We start from the raw sequence: 17095 nt of genomic DNA, 5'->3' as shown, positions 1-17095 counted from the left end.
GGGCATAACTGAGAAATTCTTCGAGCAGGCTTTGACCTCCGGGTAAGTCTGTGTAGTGTCCCGCCGAGACTAAAATCCAAGGCAGAGCGCAGTGTCGAATTCCACGCCGGCAACTATTGAAGACGTCGCCCGGATCGCGGAAGTGTCGATCGCAACGGTGTCGCGCGCCATCCATATGCCGGAAAAGGTTGCCAATTCGACGCGGTTGAAAGTCAGTCAAGCGATCGCCATTACCGGCTACACGACCAACGCCATGGCGCGCAGCCTCAGGCTCGGCCGTTCCAACATGATTCTCGTCGTGGCGCCGGATATCGGCGACCCGAATTTCTCCAATATTCTCGTCGGCCTGGAAAACGAGGCGCGCTCGCATGGATACGGCGTGCTGATCGGCCATACGCAAAATGACGCCCAGCGCGGGCTGGAATATCTGAAATTCCTCAATTCGAACCAGGCTGCCGGGCTCATCCTGTTTACCGGCATCCTGCCCTTCGGCCATCAGTCGATGACGGCAAGGCTGCCGCCCAGCGTCGGTGTCTTCGAGCCGGTTTTCAATGGCGGCATTCCCTATGTCGGCGTCGATGATACCGAGGGTGCCCGCAAGGTGATCGATCTGCTGATTGCCGAAGGCCATCGCAAGATCGCCTTCATCGGCGATTCCCGCACCCGGCTTGCCTATAGCCGCCGCCGGATCGGTTATGAGGCGGGACTTGACGCGGCAAATGTCAGCGCCGATCAGCGCATTGTCTTTGAAGGCGACGGCACGATCGAAAGCGGCCGGCTGGCGGTCGAGCAGCTGTTCATGCGCGACACGCTGCCGACGGCCTTCATGTGCGTCAACGACCAGACGGCGATCGGCGTGATGATCGGGCTTGGCGCGCGCGGCTACGATATCCCGCGCGATTTTTCCGTGACCGGCTTTGACGATGTGCCGCAGGCAAGCTTCATGTCGCCGGCACTGACCACGATCCGCCAGCCGCGAACGGCGATCGGCAAACACGCGATGGCGCTGTTGCTGGAACTTCTGTCCGACGGCCAGCCGCCGGAAACCGAAATCCTGCTGCGGCCCGACCTCGTCGTGCGCAATTCGGTTGCTGCCCCCTCCCCGAAATGGACGAAGCGTTGAGCCTTGCGGCCTGACGCTCCGTGCCTGAAGTCCGTGAGAGCCTCGTACGATCAATGAGGCTCTTAAGCGTAGCGCCGTTCGTTGCGCTGGCGAACGAGCGTGGGCGCACGCCGCCCGCCCGACACCGTGAACTGATCGGCCAAAGCCTTCAGGTTATTGCTGACGCGCATCAGATTGTGGGTCGCGGCATTGGTCTGTTCGACCATCGCGGCATTCTGCTGGGTCATCTGGTCCATGCCGGTGACGGCCGTGTTGATCTCAGTGATCCCGATTGCCTGTTCCCGTGCAGAGCCTGCAATCGCATCGATATGGCCATTGATATGGGTGACCTGCTCACCGATGGTGCGCAGCGCATCGCCCGTCTGGTTGACCAGCGAAACGCCTCTGAGCACATCCTCGAACGACTTGTCGATCAGCCCCTTGATCTCCTTGGCCGCATCGGCCGATTTCTGCGCGAGTTCGCGCACTTCCTGGGCGACGACTGCAAACCCCTTGCCGGCATCGCCGGCGCGGGCGGCTTCCACCCCGGCATTGAGTGCGAGAAGATTGGTCTGGAACGAGATCTGGTCGATGACACTGATGATCTGCGTGATCCGGCGTGAGGAATCCTCGATCGCGCTCATGGCGCTGACGGCCTGCTCGACCACCGCGCCGGATTTATGCGCTTCTGCGGTGGCATGACCGACGACGCGGCGGGCTTCCTCGGTGCGCTGCGCCGCTTCCTTGGAAATCGTGGTGATTTCTTCCAGCGCTGCAGCCGTCTGTTCGAGCGATGCGGCCTGCTGTTCGGTGCGGCGGGCCATGTCATCAACAGCCGTGACCAGCTCGCCGGCATTGCCGGAGGTTTCGTCGGCGGCGAGAACAATGGAGCTCAAAGCCGTATCGAGCGTACCGAGCGCCGAATTGAAGTTGGTTTTCAGGCCGTCGAACTGTGGGGCAATATCGGCGTTCATCGTGGCGGTCAGATCGCCCTTGGCAAGGCCGGTCAGCGAGCGGTCGAGTGCCGACAGCGCTTCGTCCTGCTGTGCCGAGAGCGTCGTGCGCTCGGCATCACCGATCGCGCGCTGCTCCTGCAGCGCATCGAGGTAGACGGAGATGGCATAGTCCATATCCACGAAGGCCGCCTTCATGATCGCGGTCACTTCAAGCGTGATATCCTTCGCCTTCTTCTTGTAGAGGAAGCCCTCAAGGTGTTTTTCGACAACGGCCTTGATGATCGATTCCATGATCAGCGCGTAACCGCCGATATACCAGCGGGGCTCCAGCCCGAGACGCGCATGCGTCTTGCCGATCGCCGTGACGGCATCGACATATTTATCATCGAAGGCGCCGGAGGCGATCTGGTCCCAGTGGCGAACCTGCCGGGTCTTGGCGCTTTTCACATGCGCTTCGCTGGAAAAGAACTTCGCCGTTTCCGGATGGACGGTCGCCTTCGCGTAGAACGTGTCGAGCGCGCCATCGAGCGAGGCGGAAATGGTTGGCCGTGCCCGCACGAGAGCAGCACGCTCTTCGCCGGCGAGCCCAACGAAATCGAGACGTTCATTGAGGTGTTTGGTCGTGGAAACGGGCGCAGACATATGGGAGCATCCTAAATCGAAACGGGGAAAGGCATGCGCGCTGCGCGATCGGCGTCATGCCGGCAGATGGTCTAAGGCGTAACCGGAGAATTAGGCGGGCATCGTTAACAATGCCTTTAAGAGCGCTCGCTTTTGTCGAAACCAAAGAGGGTTAACAACCTGTTTTTCTGACCTATTTTCTCAAAAATGCGACAAAGTGACCGAGATTGTCCGCCGATTGACGCTACAACCATTCATCGAGCCCAGCCGTTGTTGAGACCGCATGATACGGGACAGGACCTGCCTGGAATTCATCTGAGCTCATGCTCTGCATATGATGCAGCGCAAACCCGCTCGACATTCGAGATCGTGAAAGGGCGCCACCGGCGCCCATTCAATGCTTATGGAATAAACGTCGCGTATCCGCTTAGACGTAGCGGTTGACAACGTTTTCAAGCAGTTCCTGCTTGCCTGATTTCGGCTGCGGGTTGAGATCGGTCTTTTCGACATAGGCCGTGATCTCCTCCAGCGACATGCTGGTCAGGCGCTTCTGGCCTTCGGCCGATTTCCAGCCGGCGTAGCGTGCATCGAGCGGGCCGGACAGCGCCTTGTCCTCGACCATCTTGGCGGCGGCGCGCAGGCCCCGGGCGCAGCAATCCATGCCACCGATATGGCCGATCAGCAGGTCTTCCGGATCGATCGACTGCCGGCGCAGCTTGGAATCGAAATTGGTACCGCCGGTCTTGAAGCCACCACCGGACAGGACCTGATAATAGGCCAGCGCCATTTCCGGAACGTTGTTGGGGAACTGGTCGGTATCCCAGCCGGACTGATAATCGTTGCGGTTCATGTCGATCGAACCGAAAATGCCGAACGCATTGGCCAGAGCCAGCTCGTGCTCGAAGGAATGGCCGGCCAGGATCGCATGCCCCTGCTCGATATTGACCTTCACTTCGTTTTCCAGACCGTAGGTCTTGAGGAAGCCATAGACCGTGGCGACATCGTAATCGTACTGATGCTTGGTCGGTTCCTGCGGCTTCGGCTCGATCAGGATCGCGCCCTTGAAGCCGATCTTGTGCTTGTATTCAACGACCATGTTGACGAACCGGCCGAGCTGGTCGAGTTCCTGTTTCACATTGGTGTTGAGCAGGGTTTCATACCCCTCGCGGCCACCCCAAAGCACATAGTTCTCGCCACCGAGCTTCAACGTTGCATCAAGGCAGGTCTTCACGGTCGCAGCGGCAAAGGCAAAGACGTCCGGATCCGGATTCGTGGCGGCGCCCGACATATAGCGGCGATGCGAAAACAGGTTCGCCGTGCCCCAGAGCAGCTTGACGCCGGTATCGGATTGCTTTTTCGCGAAATAATCGACGATCTCGTTAAGGTTCCTGGTGTTCTCGGCAAAATTCTTGCCTTCCGGACGCACGTCGGCATCATGGAAGCAATAGAAGGGCGTGCCGAGCAACGAGAAGAATTCGAACGCCACATCAGCCTTCAGCTTGGCTGCCTGCATGTTGTCTTCAAACCAGGGCCGCTCGAATGTCTGGCCACCGAAGGGATCGCCGCCCGGCCACACGAACGTATGCCAATAGGCAACCGCAAAACGCAGGTGATCTTCCATGCGCTTGCCCATGACGATTTCATCCGGGTTATAATGCCGGAAGGCCAGCGGATTGGTGCTGTCTGGACCTTCATACTGGATCTTGGCGATATCGCCGAAAAAACCTGTGCTCATATGTGTTTCCTCTCGGTTTACAATTGAATTCTGCAAGGCCTCGCATCCACTCCCGGTGCAAGGCCCAAGGCCATGCTCAGAACATGGCGGACTTGATGGCCGGGTAGAGACGGCGGTAGCGCTGGTAGGCATCCTCGTAGGCGCCGTGCAGGGATGCTTCAGGCTGAATGGTTTCGGCGGTTTGCGGCGCCGTGAAGACGGACAACGGATCAGCCTTTGTCGCGGCCACAAGGCCGAGCCTCGCTGCGCCAAAAGCAGCACCGAAATCGCCATCGGCAGGCACATCGACCTGCAGGTTCAAGGCGGTGGCAATCGATTTCAGCCAATAGCGCGAGCGCGAACCGCCGCCAATCGCCGTTACCCGTGACAGCGTGGTGCCCGCGACACGCAAAGCCTCGAGGCTGTCGCGAAGCGCAAACGAAACGCCCTCAAGCACCGCCTGCGTCAAAACCACCCGGCTGCTCTCATGGGCAAGTCCGGCAAAGACGCCACGGATAGACGCATCATTGTAAGGCGTGCGCTCGCCCGAGAGATAGGGAAGGAAGCTGACCCCGGACGGTGCATTGAGGTTGTCACCGAGTTCGGCGGTGAGGTCTGCAGCGCTCTTGCCGGTGATCTCCGAATGCCAGTTCAGCGCATCGGTTGCCGACAGGATGACGCCCATCTGATGCCAGGTATTGGGCAGCGCGTGGCAGAACGCATGCACGGCACTGGCCGGATTGGGCAGATAGCTGGCATTGGCGGCAAACAGCACGCCTGAGGTCCCAAGCGATACGAAGGCATGGCCTTCGCCGACCGTGCCCATGCCGCAGGCCGAAGCCGCATTGTCGCCTGCCCCGCCAGCAACGACGACGCCCGAGCCCATGCCCCATTTGGCAGCCAGATCCGCTTTCAACGTGCCCCCCTGCTCCGTACCCTCGATCAGGGACGGCATCTGGCTCTCCGTCAACCCGGTCGCATCGAGCAGGCTTTCCGACCAGGCGCGCTTGCCGGTATCAAGCCAAGAGGTACCGGCCGAATCCGACATTTCGGAAATATGTTCGCCAGTCAGCCACAGGCGCAGATAGTCCTTCGGCAGCAGGACCCAATCCACCTTCTCGAAAATTTCGGGCTCGTTTTCCGCCACCCAGGCCAGTTTCGGGGCCGTGAAGCCCGGAAAGACGATGTTTCCGGTCAGCGCCCGAAACTGCGGATCGGCGTCGAGCGCCAAAGCCTGCTTGTGGCTGCGCGTATCGTTCCACAGGATGCAGGGGCGCAGCACCTTGTCATTATCATCCAGAAGCGTCGCGCCGTGCATGTGGCCAGACAGGCCGATGCCCTTGACTGCAGCCAGTTCCTTAGAGTGGGCCGCCTTCAATCCGGCAATGGCCTCTTCCGTTGCGCGGATCCAGTCGGCCGGGTCCTGTTCCGACCAGCCCGGATGCGGCCGCGACACGTCCATGGCCCCGGACGCGGAACCGATGACCCGCTGGCCGCCGTCGATCAGCAATGCCTTCACCCCGGATGTGCCGAGGTCGATGCCGAGATACATGATGGTCTCCCTAGTCTTGCCTGCCCTGTCCGGGCGCCTGGTTACTACCCTGCTCAACGGGCATCTCTATGTTGCTGCCCTGCTCGAAGGGAATCTCTATGTTGCTGCCCTGCTCGAAGGGCAGGTTGTCCTTGATGAAAATATCGAGGCGGATCCGTTCCTGCGCGCCCAGAACCGCAACGCCGTCGGCCTTGGCCTTCAACACGCGGATGGCACTGCGCACCTCATGCCCGGCATCCTGATTGAGGACGGCATCGATCAGTCCGTCTTTCAAGGCTGCGCGGGTATGCTGCGTCAGCTCATGCGCGATGACACAAACTGGAGCGTCATTCCTGCGCTGCTTCAAGGCTGCGATCAGGCCGCGATTGCCGGCGCCAAGGCTATAAATCCCGGCAATGTCCGGGGAGGCGGCAAGCGTTTCTGCGACCAGTCTCTCGACCAAAGCAGGATCGTCCTGCCCTTCGATGACAGGCAGAAGCGCATGTCCGGGAAAGCTTTCCGACATCACGGCGCGGAACCCGTCAAGCCGTTCGCGGTGATCGCGCACCAGCATGGAACCGGCCAGCACCGCGACCGGCCCGGAGCGGCCACCCAGAAAGCGCCCCATCAGACTTGCGGCCGTGCGGCCCGCCGCAATGTTGTCGACACCGGCAAAATGATCACGCTTGGAACCGGCAAGATCGGAAACCAGGGTCACGACGGGGATGTGATCAGCGCAGAGCCGATCAACGGCGGCCACGACATCGGCGGAATCGATCGCCACCACGGCAACGCCTGCCGGGGAAGCCGCACGCGCCACGTCCAGCGCGGCAACCAAGGCTCTCGCATTGAAGGCGGGGACGCAGACGATGGAAATATCCGTGCGCTCGGCAGCGGAGCGCGCCATCGCTAAGCGAACCTGCGCCTCCAGCCCGCGCATGAAGGAATTATCGCCGGATGGCAGGATGAACACGAAGGGATAGATCCGGCTCTTGGCAAGGTTTGCGGCAGCGACGTCGCGGACATAGCCGATCCGCTCGATCGCCTGCTCGACCCGTTCGCGCGTGACGGTGCGCACGCCCGCGCGCTGGTTCAAAACCCGGTCGACGGTTGCAAGGCTGACCCCTGCCGCAGCGGCAATATCGTGAACTGTCGGGCGCATGTTTCCTCCGGCAAAAAGCCTTAGAGGAAAATCTGATGTACGTAAATCAGAAAATTGCAAACGCGACGTGATCGAAGTCTTCCGGTCTCTCGAAGCCGGTCCGGATCAGGACAACCGCTTGCTGAAAGCCTTGAGGAAATTCACGTTCCCGTCTGGTCCCTCAGCCTCAGCAAGGACCATGTCCATATAGCCGTTGGTGATATGAACGGCCGCAAAGCCGCCTTTGAAAGTGGCGGTCGGCTTGAACAGGTCGAGACCCTGCTGATTGTAGATCATCGGCGTGTCATGCTCATGCCCGTGAAACAGGCCAACCACGTTGTAGCCCTTGATCGCGCCGAGCAAGGCCGCGCGCTCGTCCTCGCCCCACCAATGGGCGTGACCCGAGCCATCGTCATCGAAGGTCATCTTGGCCGGATCCCATTTTTCCAGCGAGAAAGGGTCCCAGCCGTAATGCTGGAACAGGACGACCGGCCTGCCGTCGGCCGCCGAATTGGCAAGGTCCTGTTTCAACCAGTCCAGGCCGCTGATCGCACCCTTGTTGGTATCGCCACCAAAACGCTGCAGCTGCACCAGATGCAAACCGCCCCAGTCCCAGGAATAGTTATCGGATTCGATATCGTAATTGCCGACCGCAGCCGGTGGCTTGTAGAACACCGTCTGGCGATGATTGAGCTCGACATAGTCGCGCAGCTCGCGGCGATACCAGTCGAGATGCGGTGGAACGCCATCCTGGTCGAGGTCGTGGTTTCCAAGACCATTGTAAACAGGGAAATGCACCCGGTCCGGTCCGGCACCTTCCTGATAGCGGCTGGAAAATTGCAGCAGCTGATGGCCTTCGCCGGGAACCTTGACCTGCCCGCCGCCATCGTCGGTCATGTCGCCGCCAATGACGAGGCCGAGTGGCGTGGCTATTTTTTTGCCCGCTCCGCCAAGCCCCGTTGCCACGCCGTTAATATGCGCTGGCCACTCGAATTCCGCAATCCGGTTCAAAGCCGCCACATGCCGCAAAAGATTGGCGTCGGTCTTGCCCTCCTGCGCGCAGTTCGGGCTGAGCACGCCGCCGGAGATGAGGCATGTGTGGACATCGGCCGTGAACAGAAATGTTGCATCGATCGCTGGCCACGCTTTGCTTGCAGCCGCTGCCGCATACGGCGCAGCAATCGATGACACGACGCCAAGGCTCAGCAGATTGGCAAGAAAAGACCGCCTTGGAAGCAGAGGAAACGGATGACCAGCCATACAGAAATGCCCTGAAATTTGTCTTCAGGGCATTCTGGCTGATCAAAGCCAAGACGTACAGATGGGATATGCAGCGTCTTTGACGGCTTAGTGCCCGCCGCCGGCGCCCGTTGGGACCGGTTGCGGTTTCTTGATCAGGAAGGCGCAGAAGACCAGGGTACCGAACAGGCCGGTCAGGATCAGGAACACATCGATGAACGACATGACCATCGCCTGCTGGGTGACGATCCCCGACAGTTTCTGAATGGCAATGGTCGCACCATCAAGCCCATGCGAATTGTACTTGGCGATCATGTTGTTCAACTGGTCCATGGCTTCGGGATTGCCCCATTGCACATGTTCCTGCAGGCGGGCGTAATGCTCCTCCTGGCGCTGCGTCAAAATGGTGTTGATCGCCGCAAGTCCAACGGCGCCGCCGAGATTACGCGTCAGGTTGAACAGGCCGGACGCGCCGCGGATACGGGCGGGGGACAAGGTGCCGAGCGCGACGTTGTTGATCGGCACCATGCACATCATCAATCCGAAACCGCGCAATATCTGCGGCAAAAGCAGCTCGTAGAAATCCCAATCCGCCGTCAGCGAGCTCATCAGCCAGGTGCCGGACGCAAAGCTGGCAAAACCGATCGCCATCATCACGCGCGGATCGACCATGGTGGAGAGCCTGCCGGCAATCGGCGCAGTGCAGAACATCGCGAGCCCCGAGACGAACATCGTCTCGCCGATCATCAGCGAATCGTAGCCACGGATCCGGCCGAGATAGAGCGGGTAGATATAGGTGAGGCCGTAGAGCCCGATCCCCATGACAAAGGAGAACAACGAGCCGAACGCAAAGTTTCGATTGGAAAAGGCCCTGAGATCCACGATCGGGAAATCCACCTTGAACGCCCGGTAGAAGAACACCATCGCACCGATCGCCGATGCGATCGCACCGATGAAGATGTATTCGTCGCTGAACCAGTCGTTCTTGTTGCCCTCTTCCAGCACATATTCCAGCGCCCCGAGGAAAACCGCCATCGACAGCAGGCCCCACCAGTCGAATTTCTTGAACAGGCTGAGCTCCGGCTTGTCGAAATCGATGAAATTCCAGGTGACGATGGTGACGATGATGCCGGGGATGATATTGACGAGGAACAGCCAGTGCCAGGAAAAGGCATGGCTGAGATAGCCGCCGACGGTCGGGCCAATGGTCGGGGCGAGCGTTGCGACAAGGCCGATGATCGGCGACACGATGCTGCGCTTGGATGGCGGAAAGATCGTGAAGGCGGCGGCGAATACCGACGGGATCATGCCGCCGCCGATAAAGCCCTGCAGCACCCGGTAGACGATCATCTGGTCGATATTGGTGGCTGTCGCCGCAAGCGCGCTGGCAATCGTAAAGCCTGCAGCCGACACCGAAAACAGCACGCGCGTGGAAACGATGCGGGCCAGCGTCCCGGAAAGCGGGATCATGATGACCTCAGCGATCAGATAGGCGGTCTGCACCCAGGCGACCTCATCGGACCCTGCAGACAAGCCCGCCTGGATTTCGGCCAGCGAGGCCGAGACGATCTGGATGTCGAGGATCGACATGAACATGCCGAAGACCATCGCGAAAAAGGCGATCAGCCGTTTCGGATCCATCTTCTCTTCCGCGTTTGCGGCAGGAAGCGGCATCGTACCCGCTGTTGCAGTGGCAGCCATCGGCATTGCTCCTGGCGTCACCGTGTTCAAGCGAACGGGGCTGCCATCGTGGTCATGAAAACTGATGCATCACGGGTCCCGCACTCTCGTCCCGGAACCATTCTCAACCGGCAAAGCCGCGCCGGAAGCGGCGCGGCGCACGGATCACTTGACCGCAGCGGTATTCTGCTCCGGCGCGGTGCGGGTATCGACATCGACGACGACGCTCAAGCCTGCCCGCAACCGTCCGCTCTCCAGCACGTCCTTCGGGAAGACAATGCGGACAGGAACGCGCTGGATCACCTTGGTGAAGTTGCCCGTGGCATTTTCAGCCGGCAGCAGCGAGAACACCGAACCGGAAGCCGGCGAGATCGACTGCACGGTGCCGACGATCGGCGCCTCGTCGAAGGCATCCACATGGATATTGACCTTCGAGCCCGGCACCATATGGGCGATCTGCGTTTCCTTGAAATTGGCGTCGATATAGAGCTGGTCGGTCGGCACAAGGGCTGCCAAACGCTGACCGGCGGAGACAAGATCGCCATCCTGAATGGCCAGATTGCCGATTACCCCGTCATAAGGCGCCTTGAGCACCGTAAAGCCTAAATCGCGCTGTGCCTTGTCACGGGCAAGCTCAAGCGAGCGGATCGTGCTTTCGGCTTCGGCGCGCTGGGCAACCAGCACGGCGATATTGGCGTTCGCAGTGGCGATCTGCGCATCGCCGCCAATGAGGTTTGCCTTGGCCTGATCGAGCGCAACCGTGGCATCGTCGAGCGAGGCGACCGTGCCGACGGCCTTCGACTGGAGGTCGCTGGCACGCTTCAGCGTGGTTTCGGCACCCCGGACGGTCGCCTCGAGGGCGGTTTTCTGCGCTTCTGCCTGCTGGACGCTGGCCTTGGCACCGGCGATCTGCGCGTCGAAACGCTGCAGCGAAAGCTTTTCGGTATCGATCTGCGCCTGCGCCTGATCGGCGGCAATGCGGTAATCTTCCTTGTCGAGCGTGATCAGCGGATCACCGGCCTTGACGTGCTGGTTGGCAACCACATTGACCTTCTCGATATAGCCGGACACTTTCGGCGAGATCGACGCGATATCGCCTTCGATATAGGCGTCATCTGTCGAGATCATGAAGCGGCCATTGGTCCACCAGTCGTAACCGTACCAGCCGCCAGCGGCCAGAGCAGCGATTGCGATAATGGGAAACACAAGCTTGCGGCGCTTGGGCGCGGGCGTCTCGGCGGCAGCGGCAACCTGCGGGGCTGCCTGCTCTTCGGCGGCAGGCTCCGTCACGGTCTTGGCTTTAGGAGCCTCGATCTGCTCAGCAGGCACCTTGAAGTCGTCGCCGACGGGGCGGACATGGGCGGCACCGGATTTGTTTGAAACTGACATATTGCACTACCAGCCGTGATATGAGAAATTCGAACCGAACCGTTCAGTTCGATTTGACTTAATGCGAAAACGCTCACATATCAAGTCAAATCGAACCGCTCGGTTCGAAAAGTTAACAATGAGACAAAAATGTCCGAAGGTAACGAGCAATTGGCAGACACATCCGACACCCTAGACTGTCCAGGCGAAGCATTTTCTCTCTCCGGCCGCCGTGCCGCCGGCGAAGATCCGGCCAAGCGCGAGCAGATCATCGAGGGCGCGAAACGTGTGTTCATGAGCGTGGGCTTCGACGCCGCCAGCATGAACGACATCACCCGTGAAGCGGGCGTTTCCAAGGGCACGATCTACGTCTACTTCCAGAACAAGGAAGACCTGTTTTCGGCCATGATCGAAAAGGAACGGGCCATTTTCCTGGCAGCTGTCCGCACGGTTCTGGCCGCACACGAGGATGCCGCAACCGGCCTCTACAAGTTCGGCGTCAGTTTCGTTTCGCACATGACCGACGAGAAAGTCATCACCGCGATGCGCACGGTTCTCGGTGTGCGCGATCGGATGCCGGATCTGTGCAAGCGCTTCTTCAAGGGACCGGAAAACCTGCGCTCGGTCCTCCAGGAGTTCTTGGCGCACCAGGTCGATATCGGCAGCCTGACGATCGATGATCTCGATCTGGCGGCCGGCCAGTTCCTCGATCTTTCCAGCGGCGGCTTTTTCAAGCTGCGCCTGTTCGGGACCATGGAAACCGCTCCGCCACCGGAAGAAATCGACCGGGTCATCGGCGGCGCCGTGCGGGTCTTCATGGCCGCCTACGCAACACGGCACGCCGCAACGGCCTGACGCCGGGCGGCTGCGTTGGTCTGGTCACCTCCAGACGGACAAAATTTTGGCTTGAGGCGCCGAGTTAACGGTATCGCGGCCCCTTTGCGCACCCTGCGGCGCTTGCCTTGCCGGTATTTCCGCTTACATAAGAATGATCAATTTTACCCGCGTTGCCACCCGGCGGCGCGGGTTCACGCATATGCACCTTGATAGCGAGGAAGGAACCGCCCCTGATGCAGGATATTTTGCTCCTGATGCAAGATCCGACTGCCTGGATTGCCCTGATCACCCTGATCGTGATGGAAGTCGTTCTTGGCATCGACAACCTCATCTTCATTTCGATCCTGACCAACAAACTCCCCCCGGAAAGCCGCGAGAAGGCCCGCCGCATCGGCATCGGCCTGGCACTGATCATGCGTCTTGCGCTGCTGGGAACCGTCGCCTGGATTGTCCAGCTGACCGAACCTGTGTTCGAACTCTTCGGACATGGCTATTCCTGGAAGGACATGATCCTGATTGCCGGTGGCCTGTTCCTCGTCTGGAAGGCGACCAAGGAAATCCATCACACCGTCGATCCCGTCGATCACGAAGAGGATGTGCTGGCCAAGGCCGGCACCACCACCTTCGCGGCGGCCATCGGCCAGATCCTGGTCCTCGACCTCGTGTTTTCCATCGACAGCATCATCACCGCTGTCGGCATGACCCCGCACCTGCCGATCATGATCGTTTCGGTCATTTTCGCTGTGACTGTCATGCTGGTGGCAGCAGGCCCGCTCGCCCGCTTCATCGAAAAGAACCCGACCATCGTCATGTTGGCACTGGGCTTCCTGCTGATGATCGGCACGACGCTGATCGCCGAAGGCATGGGCTTCCATGTTCCGAAGGGTTACGTCTACGCGGCCATGGCCTTCTCGGCACTGGTTGAGGTGCTCAACATGCTGTCGCGCCGCAAGCGGCAGAAGGACAAGGCCGCCAAGCACTAGTCTTTGCCCGGTCTATCCCCCCATCAAAGGGAGCGCGTCCGGCTGGATGCGCTCCCTTTTTGCTGCCGCAACACGGCAAACAAAAATGCCCCGGAACCAATCTTCCGGGGCATGTTGAATGGAAAAAATTTGAGGATGCAGGGCCGAAGGGGTAAAGAAGCTCGACTGCCGTTTCGTTGGCCGCGAAGAGAAACCGGAAAAATCTCCGCGTTCTCCATCTCCCTCGGGTCCGGTTGACACAGCCCCGCATTCCTCATGAAAGAAACGGGCTAGGTCTTCAATGGTTCCCCATTTCCCGCCTATATTTCGGCAATCGCCTTAAGATTCACCAGCCCTTGCGCAAAATCGCCGCCGATCATCGTGTCCGCGTCGAAGAACAGACTCATGATCTTGGCAATGAGAGGGCTCGGTCCATCCATCGCCCAGGTCACTGTCGTGCCCTGCGTTGCGGGTGAGAGCGTGACGGTCGCGACGTTGCGCAAACGCAGTTTTCCTTGACGTGCCCTTTTGAATATGGTCTCACGCCAGCCATATGGAATTTCCGGTATTTTCCGCCGTTTCAGGCATCGATCGGGCACTTCCTTCCCTTAAAAGCATGCGCCTTTCCATCCGGACGTCTCTTTCTCCGGCGGAAGGCCGAAAGCACGTAAAGCACGGGCCAGGATCATGACAGACAGACCAGTCCGGGTGCGCATCGCACCTTCTCCCACCGGCGAACCCCATGTCGGCACCGCCTATATCGCGTTGTTCAACTATCTCTTCGCGCAGAAAATGGGTGGCGAGTTCATCCTGCGCATCGAAGACACCGACGCGACGCGCTCGACCCCCGAATTCGAGACCAAGGTCCTGGACGCGCTGAAATGGTGCGGCCTGACATGGTCGGAAGGCCCCGATATCGGCGGCCCCTACGGCCCCTACCGCCAGAGCGACCGCAAGGACCTCTACAAGCCCTATGTCGAAAAGATCGTCGAGGCCGGCCACGGTTTCCGCTGTTTCTGCACGCCCGAGCGTCTGACCGAAATGCGCGAGGCCCAGCGCGCCGCCGGCAAGCCGCCGAAATATGACGGTCTCTGCCTGCATATCGCGGCGGAAGAAGTCACGGCCCGCGTCGCCAGCGGCGAACCCCATGTCGTGCGCATGAAAATCCCGGTGGAAGGCTCCTGCAAGTTCGTCGATGGCGTCTATGGCGAAGTCGATATCCCGTGGGATGCGGTCGATATGCAGGTCCTGCTCAAGGCCGACGGCATGCCGACCTATCATATGGCCAATGTCGTCGATGACCATCTGATGAAGATCACCCATGTGGCGCGCGGCGAGGAATGGCTGTCCTCGGTACCCAAGCACATCCTGATCTATCAGTATCTCGGTCTCGAACCGCCGGTGTTCATGCATCTGTCGCTGATGCGCAATGCCGACAAGTCGAAGCTGTCCAAGCGCAAGAACCCGACCTCGATCTCGTACTACACCGCTCTCGGCTACCTGCCGGAAGCGCTGATGAACTTCCTCGGCCTGTTCTTCGTGCAGATCGCCGAAGGCGAGGAAATGCTGACCATGGAACAGCTGGCGGAGAAATTCGACCCGGCCAACCTCTCCAAGGCCGGCGCGATCTTCGATATCCAGAAGCTCGACTGGCTGAATGGCCGCTGGTTGCGCGAAGGATTAAGCGAAGACGAATTCGCCGCCCGCGTGCTCGCCTGGGCTATGGAAAACGACCGCATCAAGCAGGGCCTCAAGCTCTCGCAATCGCGCATTTCCAAGCTTGGCGAACTGCCGGATCTCGCAGGCTTCCTGTTCAAGTCCGATCTTGCCCTTGACGCCTCCTCCTTCGCCAAGGTCAAATCGAGCCCGGAAGAACTGGTCGAAATCTTCAACACGGTGCAGCCGGACCTGGAAAAGATCCTCGAATGGAATGTCGAGGCGATCGAAGCCGAACTGCGGGCCATTGCTGATCGCATGGGCAAGAAGCTCAAGGTCATCGTCGCACCGCTGTTCGTCGCAGTCTCGGGCTCGACCCGCTCGTTGCCGCTGTTCGATTCGATGGCCATCCTCGGCCGCTCGGTCGTGCGTCAGCGCCTGAAGGTCGCAGGCCAGGTTGCGGCCGCGATGGCTGGCAGCGGAAAATAACGTCGAACTCCTCTTCTCCCCAGCGGGGAGAAGTGCCGAGCGAAAGCCAGCGCGATGAGGGGGCGGTAGACTGCGAAGCAAGCGGCTCCCCCCTCATCCGGCCCTGCGGGCCACCTTCTCCCCACTGGGGCGAAGAGGACGAAGCCCCAAAGTGCAGACCCTATAAGAACACAGCCCCTATCGAAGGCGAGCCCCATGACCGACAAGACCGAAACCGCCCTCTCCTCCGACGTCACCGAAGTGCGCGCCCAGAAGCTGAAAATGCTGCGCGAAAAGATCGGTGACGTCTATCCGGCGCATTTCCACCGCACCATCACCAATGCGGAACTCGCCAGCAAATACGAGGGCCTGGAAGCGGATGTGGTCACGGACGATGTCGTCACCGTGGCCGGCCGGGTCTATTCCTCGCGCAATTCCGGCATGTTCATGGACATCCATGACGCCGGCGGCAAGATCCAGATCTTCTCCCACAAGGATACCACACCGGAAGACGCCCGCGCGCTGCTGCCGCTGATCGATATCGGCGACATCATTGGCGTGACCGGCGTTGTCCGCCGCACCAAGCGCGGCGAACTGTCGATCAATGCGCAAGAGATCACCATGCTGACCAAGTCGCTGCTGCCGATGCCGGAAAAGTGGCATGGCCTGTCCGACATCGAGCAGCGCTACCGCAAGCGCCATCTCGACATCATGACGAACGAGGAATCCAAGCTGCGCTTTCAGCAGCGCTCGAAGATCGTCTCGGGCATCCGCCGCTTCATGGAAGACGACGGCTTCATGGAAGTCGAAACGCCGATGCTGCATTCGGTCTATGGCGGCGCCACCGCCGAGCCCTTCAAGACGCATCACAACACGCTGAAGCTCGACATGTACCTGCGCATCGCGCCGGAACTGTTCTTGAAGCGCACGCTGGTTTCGGGCCTTACCGACAAGGTGTTCGAGATCAACCGCAACTTCCGCAACGAAGGCGTCTCCACAAGGCACAATCCTGAATTCACCATGATGGAATGCTATTGGGCCTATGCCGATTACGAGGACATCATGGACCTCGTCGAGCGGCTTTTCACAAAGCTCGCACTGTCGATCCACGGCACCACCGAATTCCTGTTCGGCGACAAGGAAATCTCCTTCAAGGGCCCGTTCAAGCGCGTCCCCATGCCCGACGCCGTCAAGGAAGCGACGGGCCTCGACTTCATCGCCATGACGACCGACGAAGAAGCCCGCACGGCCGCCAAGGCCGCCGGCTTTGCTGTCGAAAAGGATTGGACCTGGGGCGAATGCCTGGCCTTCATCTTTGAAGAAAAGGTCGAAGGCACGCTGATCCAGCCCTCGCACGTCACGCATTTTCCAAAGGACATCTCGCCCTTTGCCAAGGAAGTGCCGGGCGAACCGCGCCTGGTCGAGCGTTTCGAGACCTATTGCAACGCCTGGGAACTGGGCAACGCATTTTCGGAACTCAACGATCCGGAAGAGCAGCGCAAGCGCATGGTCGAGCAGCTGGAACAGGCCCATGCCCGTGGCGAAAAGGACAAGCAGCTGGACGACGAATTCCTCGATGCGATCGACCAGGGCATGCCACCCGCCGGTGGCCTCGGCATCGGCGTCGATCGCCTGATCATGCTGCTCACCAACGCCCCGTCGATCCGCGACATCATCCTCTTCCCGGCCCGCCGCAACAAGGCGGACTGAGACGACACGAAGACCGCGCCATCTTGGAAACAGGATGGCGCGTTCTGATCAGTTCATGGAACTTTTCAGCGTTCTGCGCGTCTATACCGGCAGAATTTGAAAGGACCCCT

The 17095-nt window shown here is 60.0% G+C and carries 12 protein-coding genes and 1 pseudogene; 5 read left to right on the top strand and 8 right to left on the bottom strand.

Features of this window, described 5'->3' with window-relative positions; all coding sequences use genetic code 11:
* The first annotated feature begins 91 nt into the window (after positions 1 to 91).
* On the top strand, positions 92 to 1123 hold the full coding sequence (locus tag ASD32_RS17230; RefSeq protein ID WP_060639260.1) for a LacI family DNA-binding transcriptional regulator: 1032 nt from the start codon (positions 92 to 94) through the stop codon (positions 1121 to 1123).
* 62 nt (positions 1124 to 1185) lie between these two features.
* On the opposite strand, the gene ASD32_RS17225 is transcribed toward ASD32_RS17230, so the two are convergent.
* From ASD32_RS17225 to ASD32_RS17195, 7 genes and pseudogenes are all read right to left on the bottom strand, one after another.
* Positions 1186 to 2700: a methyl-accepting chemotaxis protein gene (locus ASD32_RS17225; protein WP_060639259.1), complete on the bottom strand. Its 1515-nt coding sequence runs from the start codon at positions 2698 to 2700 to the stop codon at positions 1186 to 1188.
* Positions 2701 to 3106: 406 nt separating this feature from the next.
* Entirely contained in the window at positions 3107 to 4414 is a 1308-nt protein-coding gene (gene xylA / locus ASD32_RS17220) for a xylose isomerase (RefSeq protein ID WP_060639258.1), read from the bottom strand.
* A gap of 76 nt (positions 4415 to 4490) precedes the next feature.
* Positions 4491 to 5945 (bottom strand): xylulokinase, encoded by a 1455-nt coding sequence (gene xylB, locus ASD32_RS17215; protein ID WP_060639257.1) that lies wholly within the window; start codon positions 5943 to 5945, stop codon positions 4491 to 4493.
* Positions 5946 to 6063: 118 nt separating this feature from the next.
* Positions 6064 to 7086, bottom strand: a pseudogene (locus ASD32_RS17210) (LacI family DNA-binding transcriptional regulator); the annotation flags it as partial.
* A gap of 105 nt (positions 7087 to 7191) precedes the next feature.
* On the bottom strand, positions 7192 to 8325 hold the full coding sequence (locus ASD32_RS17205) for a metallophosphoesterase (protein ID WP_244490190.1): 1134 nt from the start codon (positions 8323 to 8325) through the stop codon (positions 7192 to 7194).
* An 87-nt stretch (positions 8326 to 8412) separates the two neighbouring features.
* Positions 8413 to 10011 (bottom strand): DHA2 family efflux MFS transporter permease subunit, encoded by a 1599-nt coding sequence (locus ASD32_RS17200; RefSeq protein ID WP_060639256.1) that lies wholly within the window; start codon positions 10009 to 10011, stop codon positions 8413 to 8415.
* A gap of 138 nt (positions 10012 to 10149) precedes the next feature.
* Positions 10150 to 11373 carry an HlyD family secretion protein gene (locus tag ASD32_RS17195; protein ID WP_060639255.1) on the bottom strand — a complete coding sequence of 408 codons (1224 nt, stop codon included), beginning with the start codon at positions 11371 to 11373 and terminating at the stop codon, positions 10150 to 10152.
* A gap of 129 nt (positions 11374 to 11502) precedes the next feature.
* Here ASD32_RS17195 and ASD32_RS17190 point away from each other — a divergent pair, with 129 nt between their 5' ends.
* Together ASD32_RS17190 and ASD32_RS17185 are read left to right on the top strand one after the other, a co-directional pair.
* Positions 11503 to 12207 (top strand): TetR/AcrR family transcriptional regulator, encoded by a 705-nt coding sequence (locus ASD32_RS17190; protein ID WP_082546803.1) that lies wholly within the window; start codon positions 11503 to 11505, stop codon positions 12205 to 12207.
* Between the two features lie 215 nt (positions 12208 to 12422).
* Entirely contained in the window at positions 12423 to 13172 is a 750-nt protein-coding gene (locus ASD32_RS17185; RefSeq protein ID WP_060639254.1) for a TerC family protein, read from the top strand.
* 299 nt (positions 13173 to 13471) lie between these two features.
* On the opposite strand, the gene ASD32_RS17180 is transcribed toward ASD32_RS17185, so the two are convergent.
* Entirely contained in the window at positions 13472 to 13654 is a 183-nt protein-coding gene (locus ASD32_RS17180) for an SRPBCC family protein (RefSeq protein ID WP_060639253.1), read from the bottom strand.
* Positions 13655 to 13838: 184 nt separating this feature from the next.
* Here ASD32_RS17180 and gltX point away from each other — a divergent pair, with 184 nt between their 5' ends.
* Both gltX and lysS read left to right on the top strand, forming a co-directional pair.
* Positions 13839 to 15296 (top strand): glutamate--tRNA ligase, encoded by a 1458-nt coding sequence (gltX, locus tag ASD32_RS17175; protein WP_060639252.1) that lies wholly within the window; start codon positions 13839 to 13841, stop codon positions 15294 to 15296.
* Positions 15297 to 15491: 195 nt separating this feature from the next.
* Entirely contained in the window at positions 15492 to 16985 is a 1494-nt protein-coding gene (gene lysS / locus ASD32_RS17170) for a lysine--tRNA ligase (RefSeq protein WP_060639251.1), read from the top strand.
* The last annotated feature ends 110 nt before the right edge of the window (positions 16986 to 17095 follow it).

Source organism: Rhizobium sp. Root483D2, assembly GCF_001426685.1.
Classification (GTDB): Bacteria; Pseudomonadota; Alphaproteobacteria; order Rhizobiales; family Rhizobiaceae; genus Pararhizobium; species Pararhizobium qamdonense.
The sequence above is the reverse complement of the archived record's forward strand: the minus strand, read 5'-3'. Positions and strand labels throughout refer to the sequence as shown.

Bases quoted from the DNA above. Each gene is read 5' to 3' on its own strand.
- ASD32_RS17225 (WP_060639259.1), bottom strand. From the start codon at position 2,700: ATGTCTGCGCCCGTTTCCACGACCAAACACCTCAATGAACGTCTCGAT.
- xylA (WP_060639258.1), bottom strand. From the start codon at position 4,414: ATGAGCACAGGTTTTTTCGGCGATATCGCCAAGATCCAGTATGAAGGT.
- xylB (WP_060639257.1), bottom strand. From the start codon at position 5,945: ATGTATCTCGGCATCGACCTCGGCACATCCGGGGTGAAGGCATTGCTG.
- ASD32_RS17205 (WP_244490190.1), bottom strand. From the start codon at position 8,325: ATGGCTGGTCATCCGTTTCCTCTGCTTCCAAGGCGGTCTTTTCTTGCC.
- ASD32_RS17200 (WP_060639256.1), bottom strand. From the start codon at position 10,011: ATGCCGATGGCTGCCACTGCAACAGCGGGTACGATGCCGCTTCCTGCC.
- ASD32_RS17195 (WP_060639255.1), bottom strand. From the start codon at position 11,373: ATGTCAGTTTCAAACAAATCCGGTGCCGCCCATGTCCGCCCCGTCGGC.
- ASD32_RS17190 (WP_082546803.1), top strand. From the start codon at position 11,503: ATGTCCGAAGGTAACGAGCAATTGGCAGACACATCCGACACCCTAGAC.
- ASD32_RS17185 (WP_060639254.1), top strand. From the start codon at position 12,423: ATGCAGGATATTTTGCTCCTGATGCAAGATCCGACTGCCTGGATTGCC.
- gltX (WP_060639252.1), top strand. From the start codon at position 13,839: ATGACAGACAGACCAGTCCGGGTGCGCATCGCACCTTCTCCCACCGGC.
- lysS (WP_060639251.1), top strand. From the start codon at position 15,492: ATGACCGACAAGACCGAAACCGCCCTCTCCTCCGACGTCACCGAAGTG.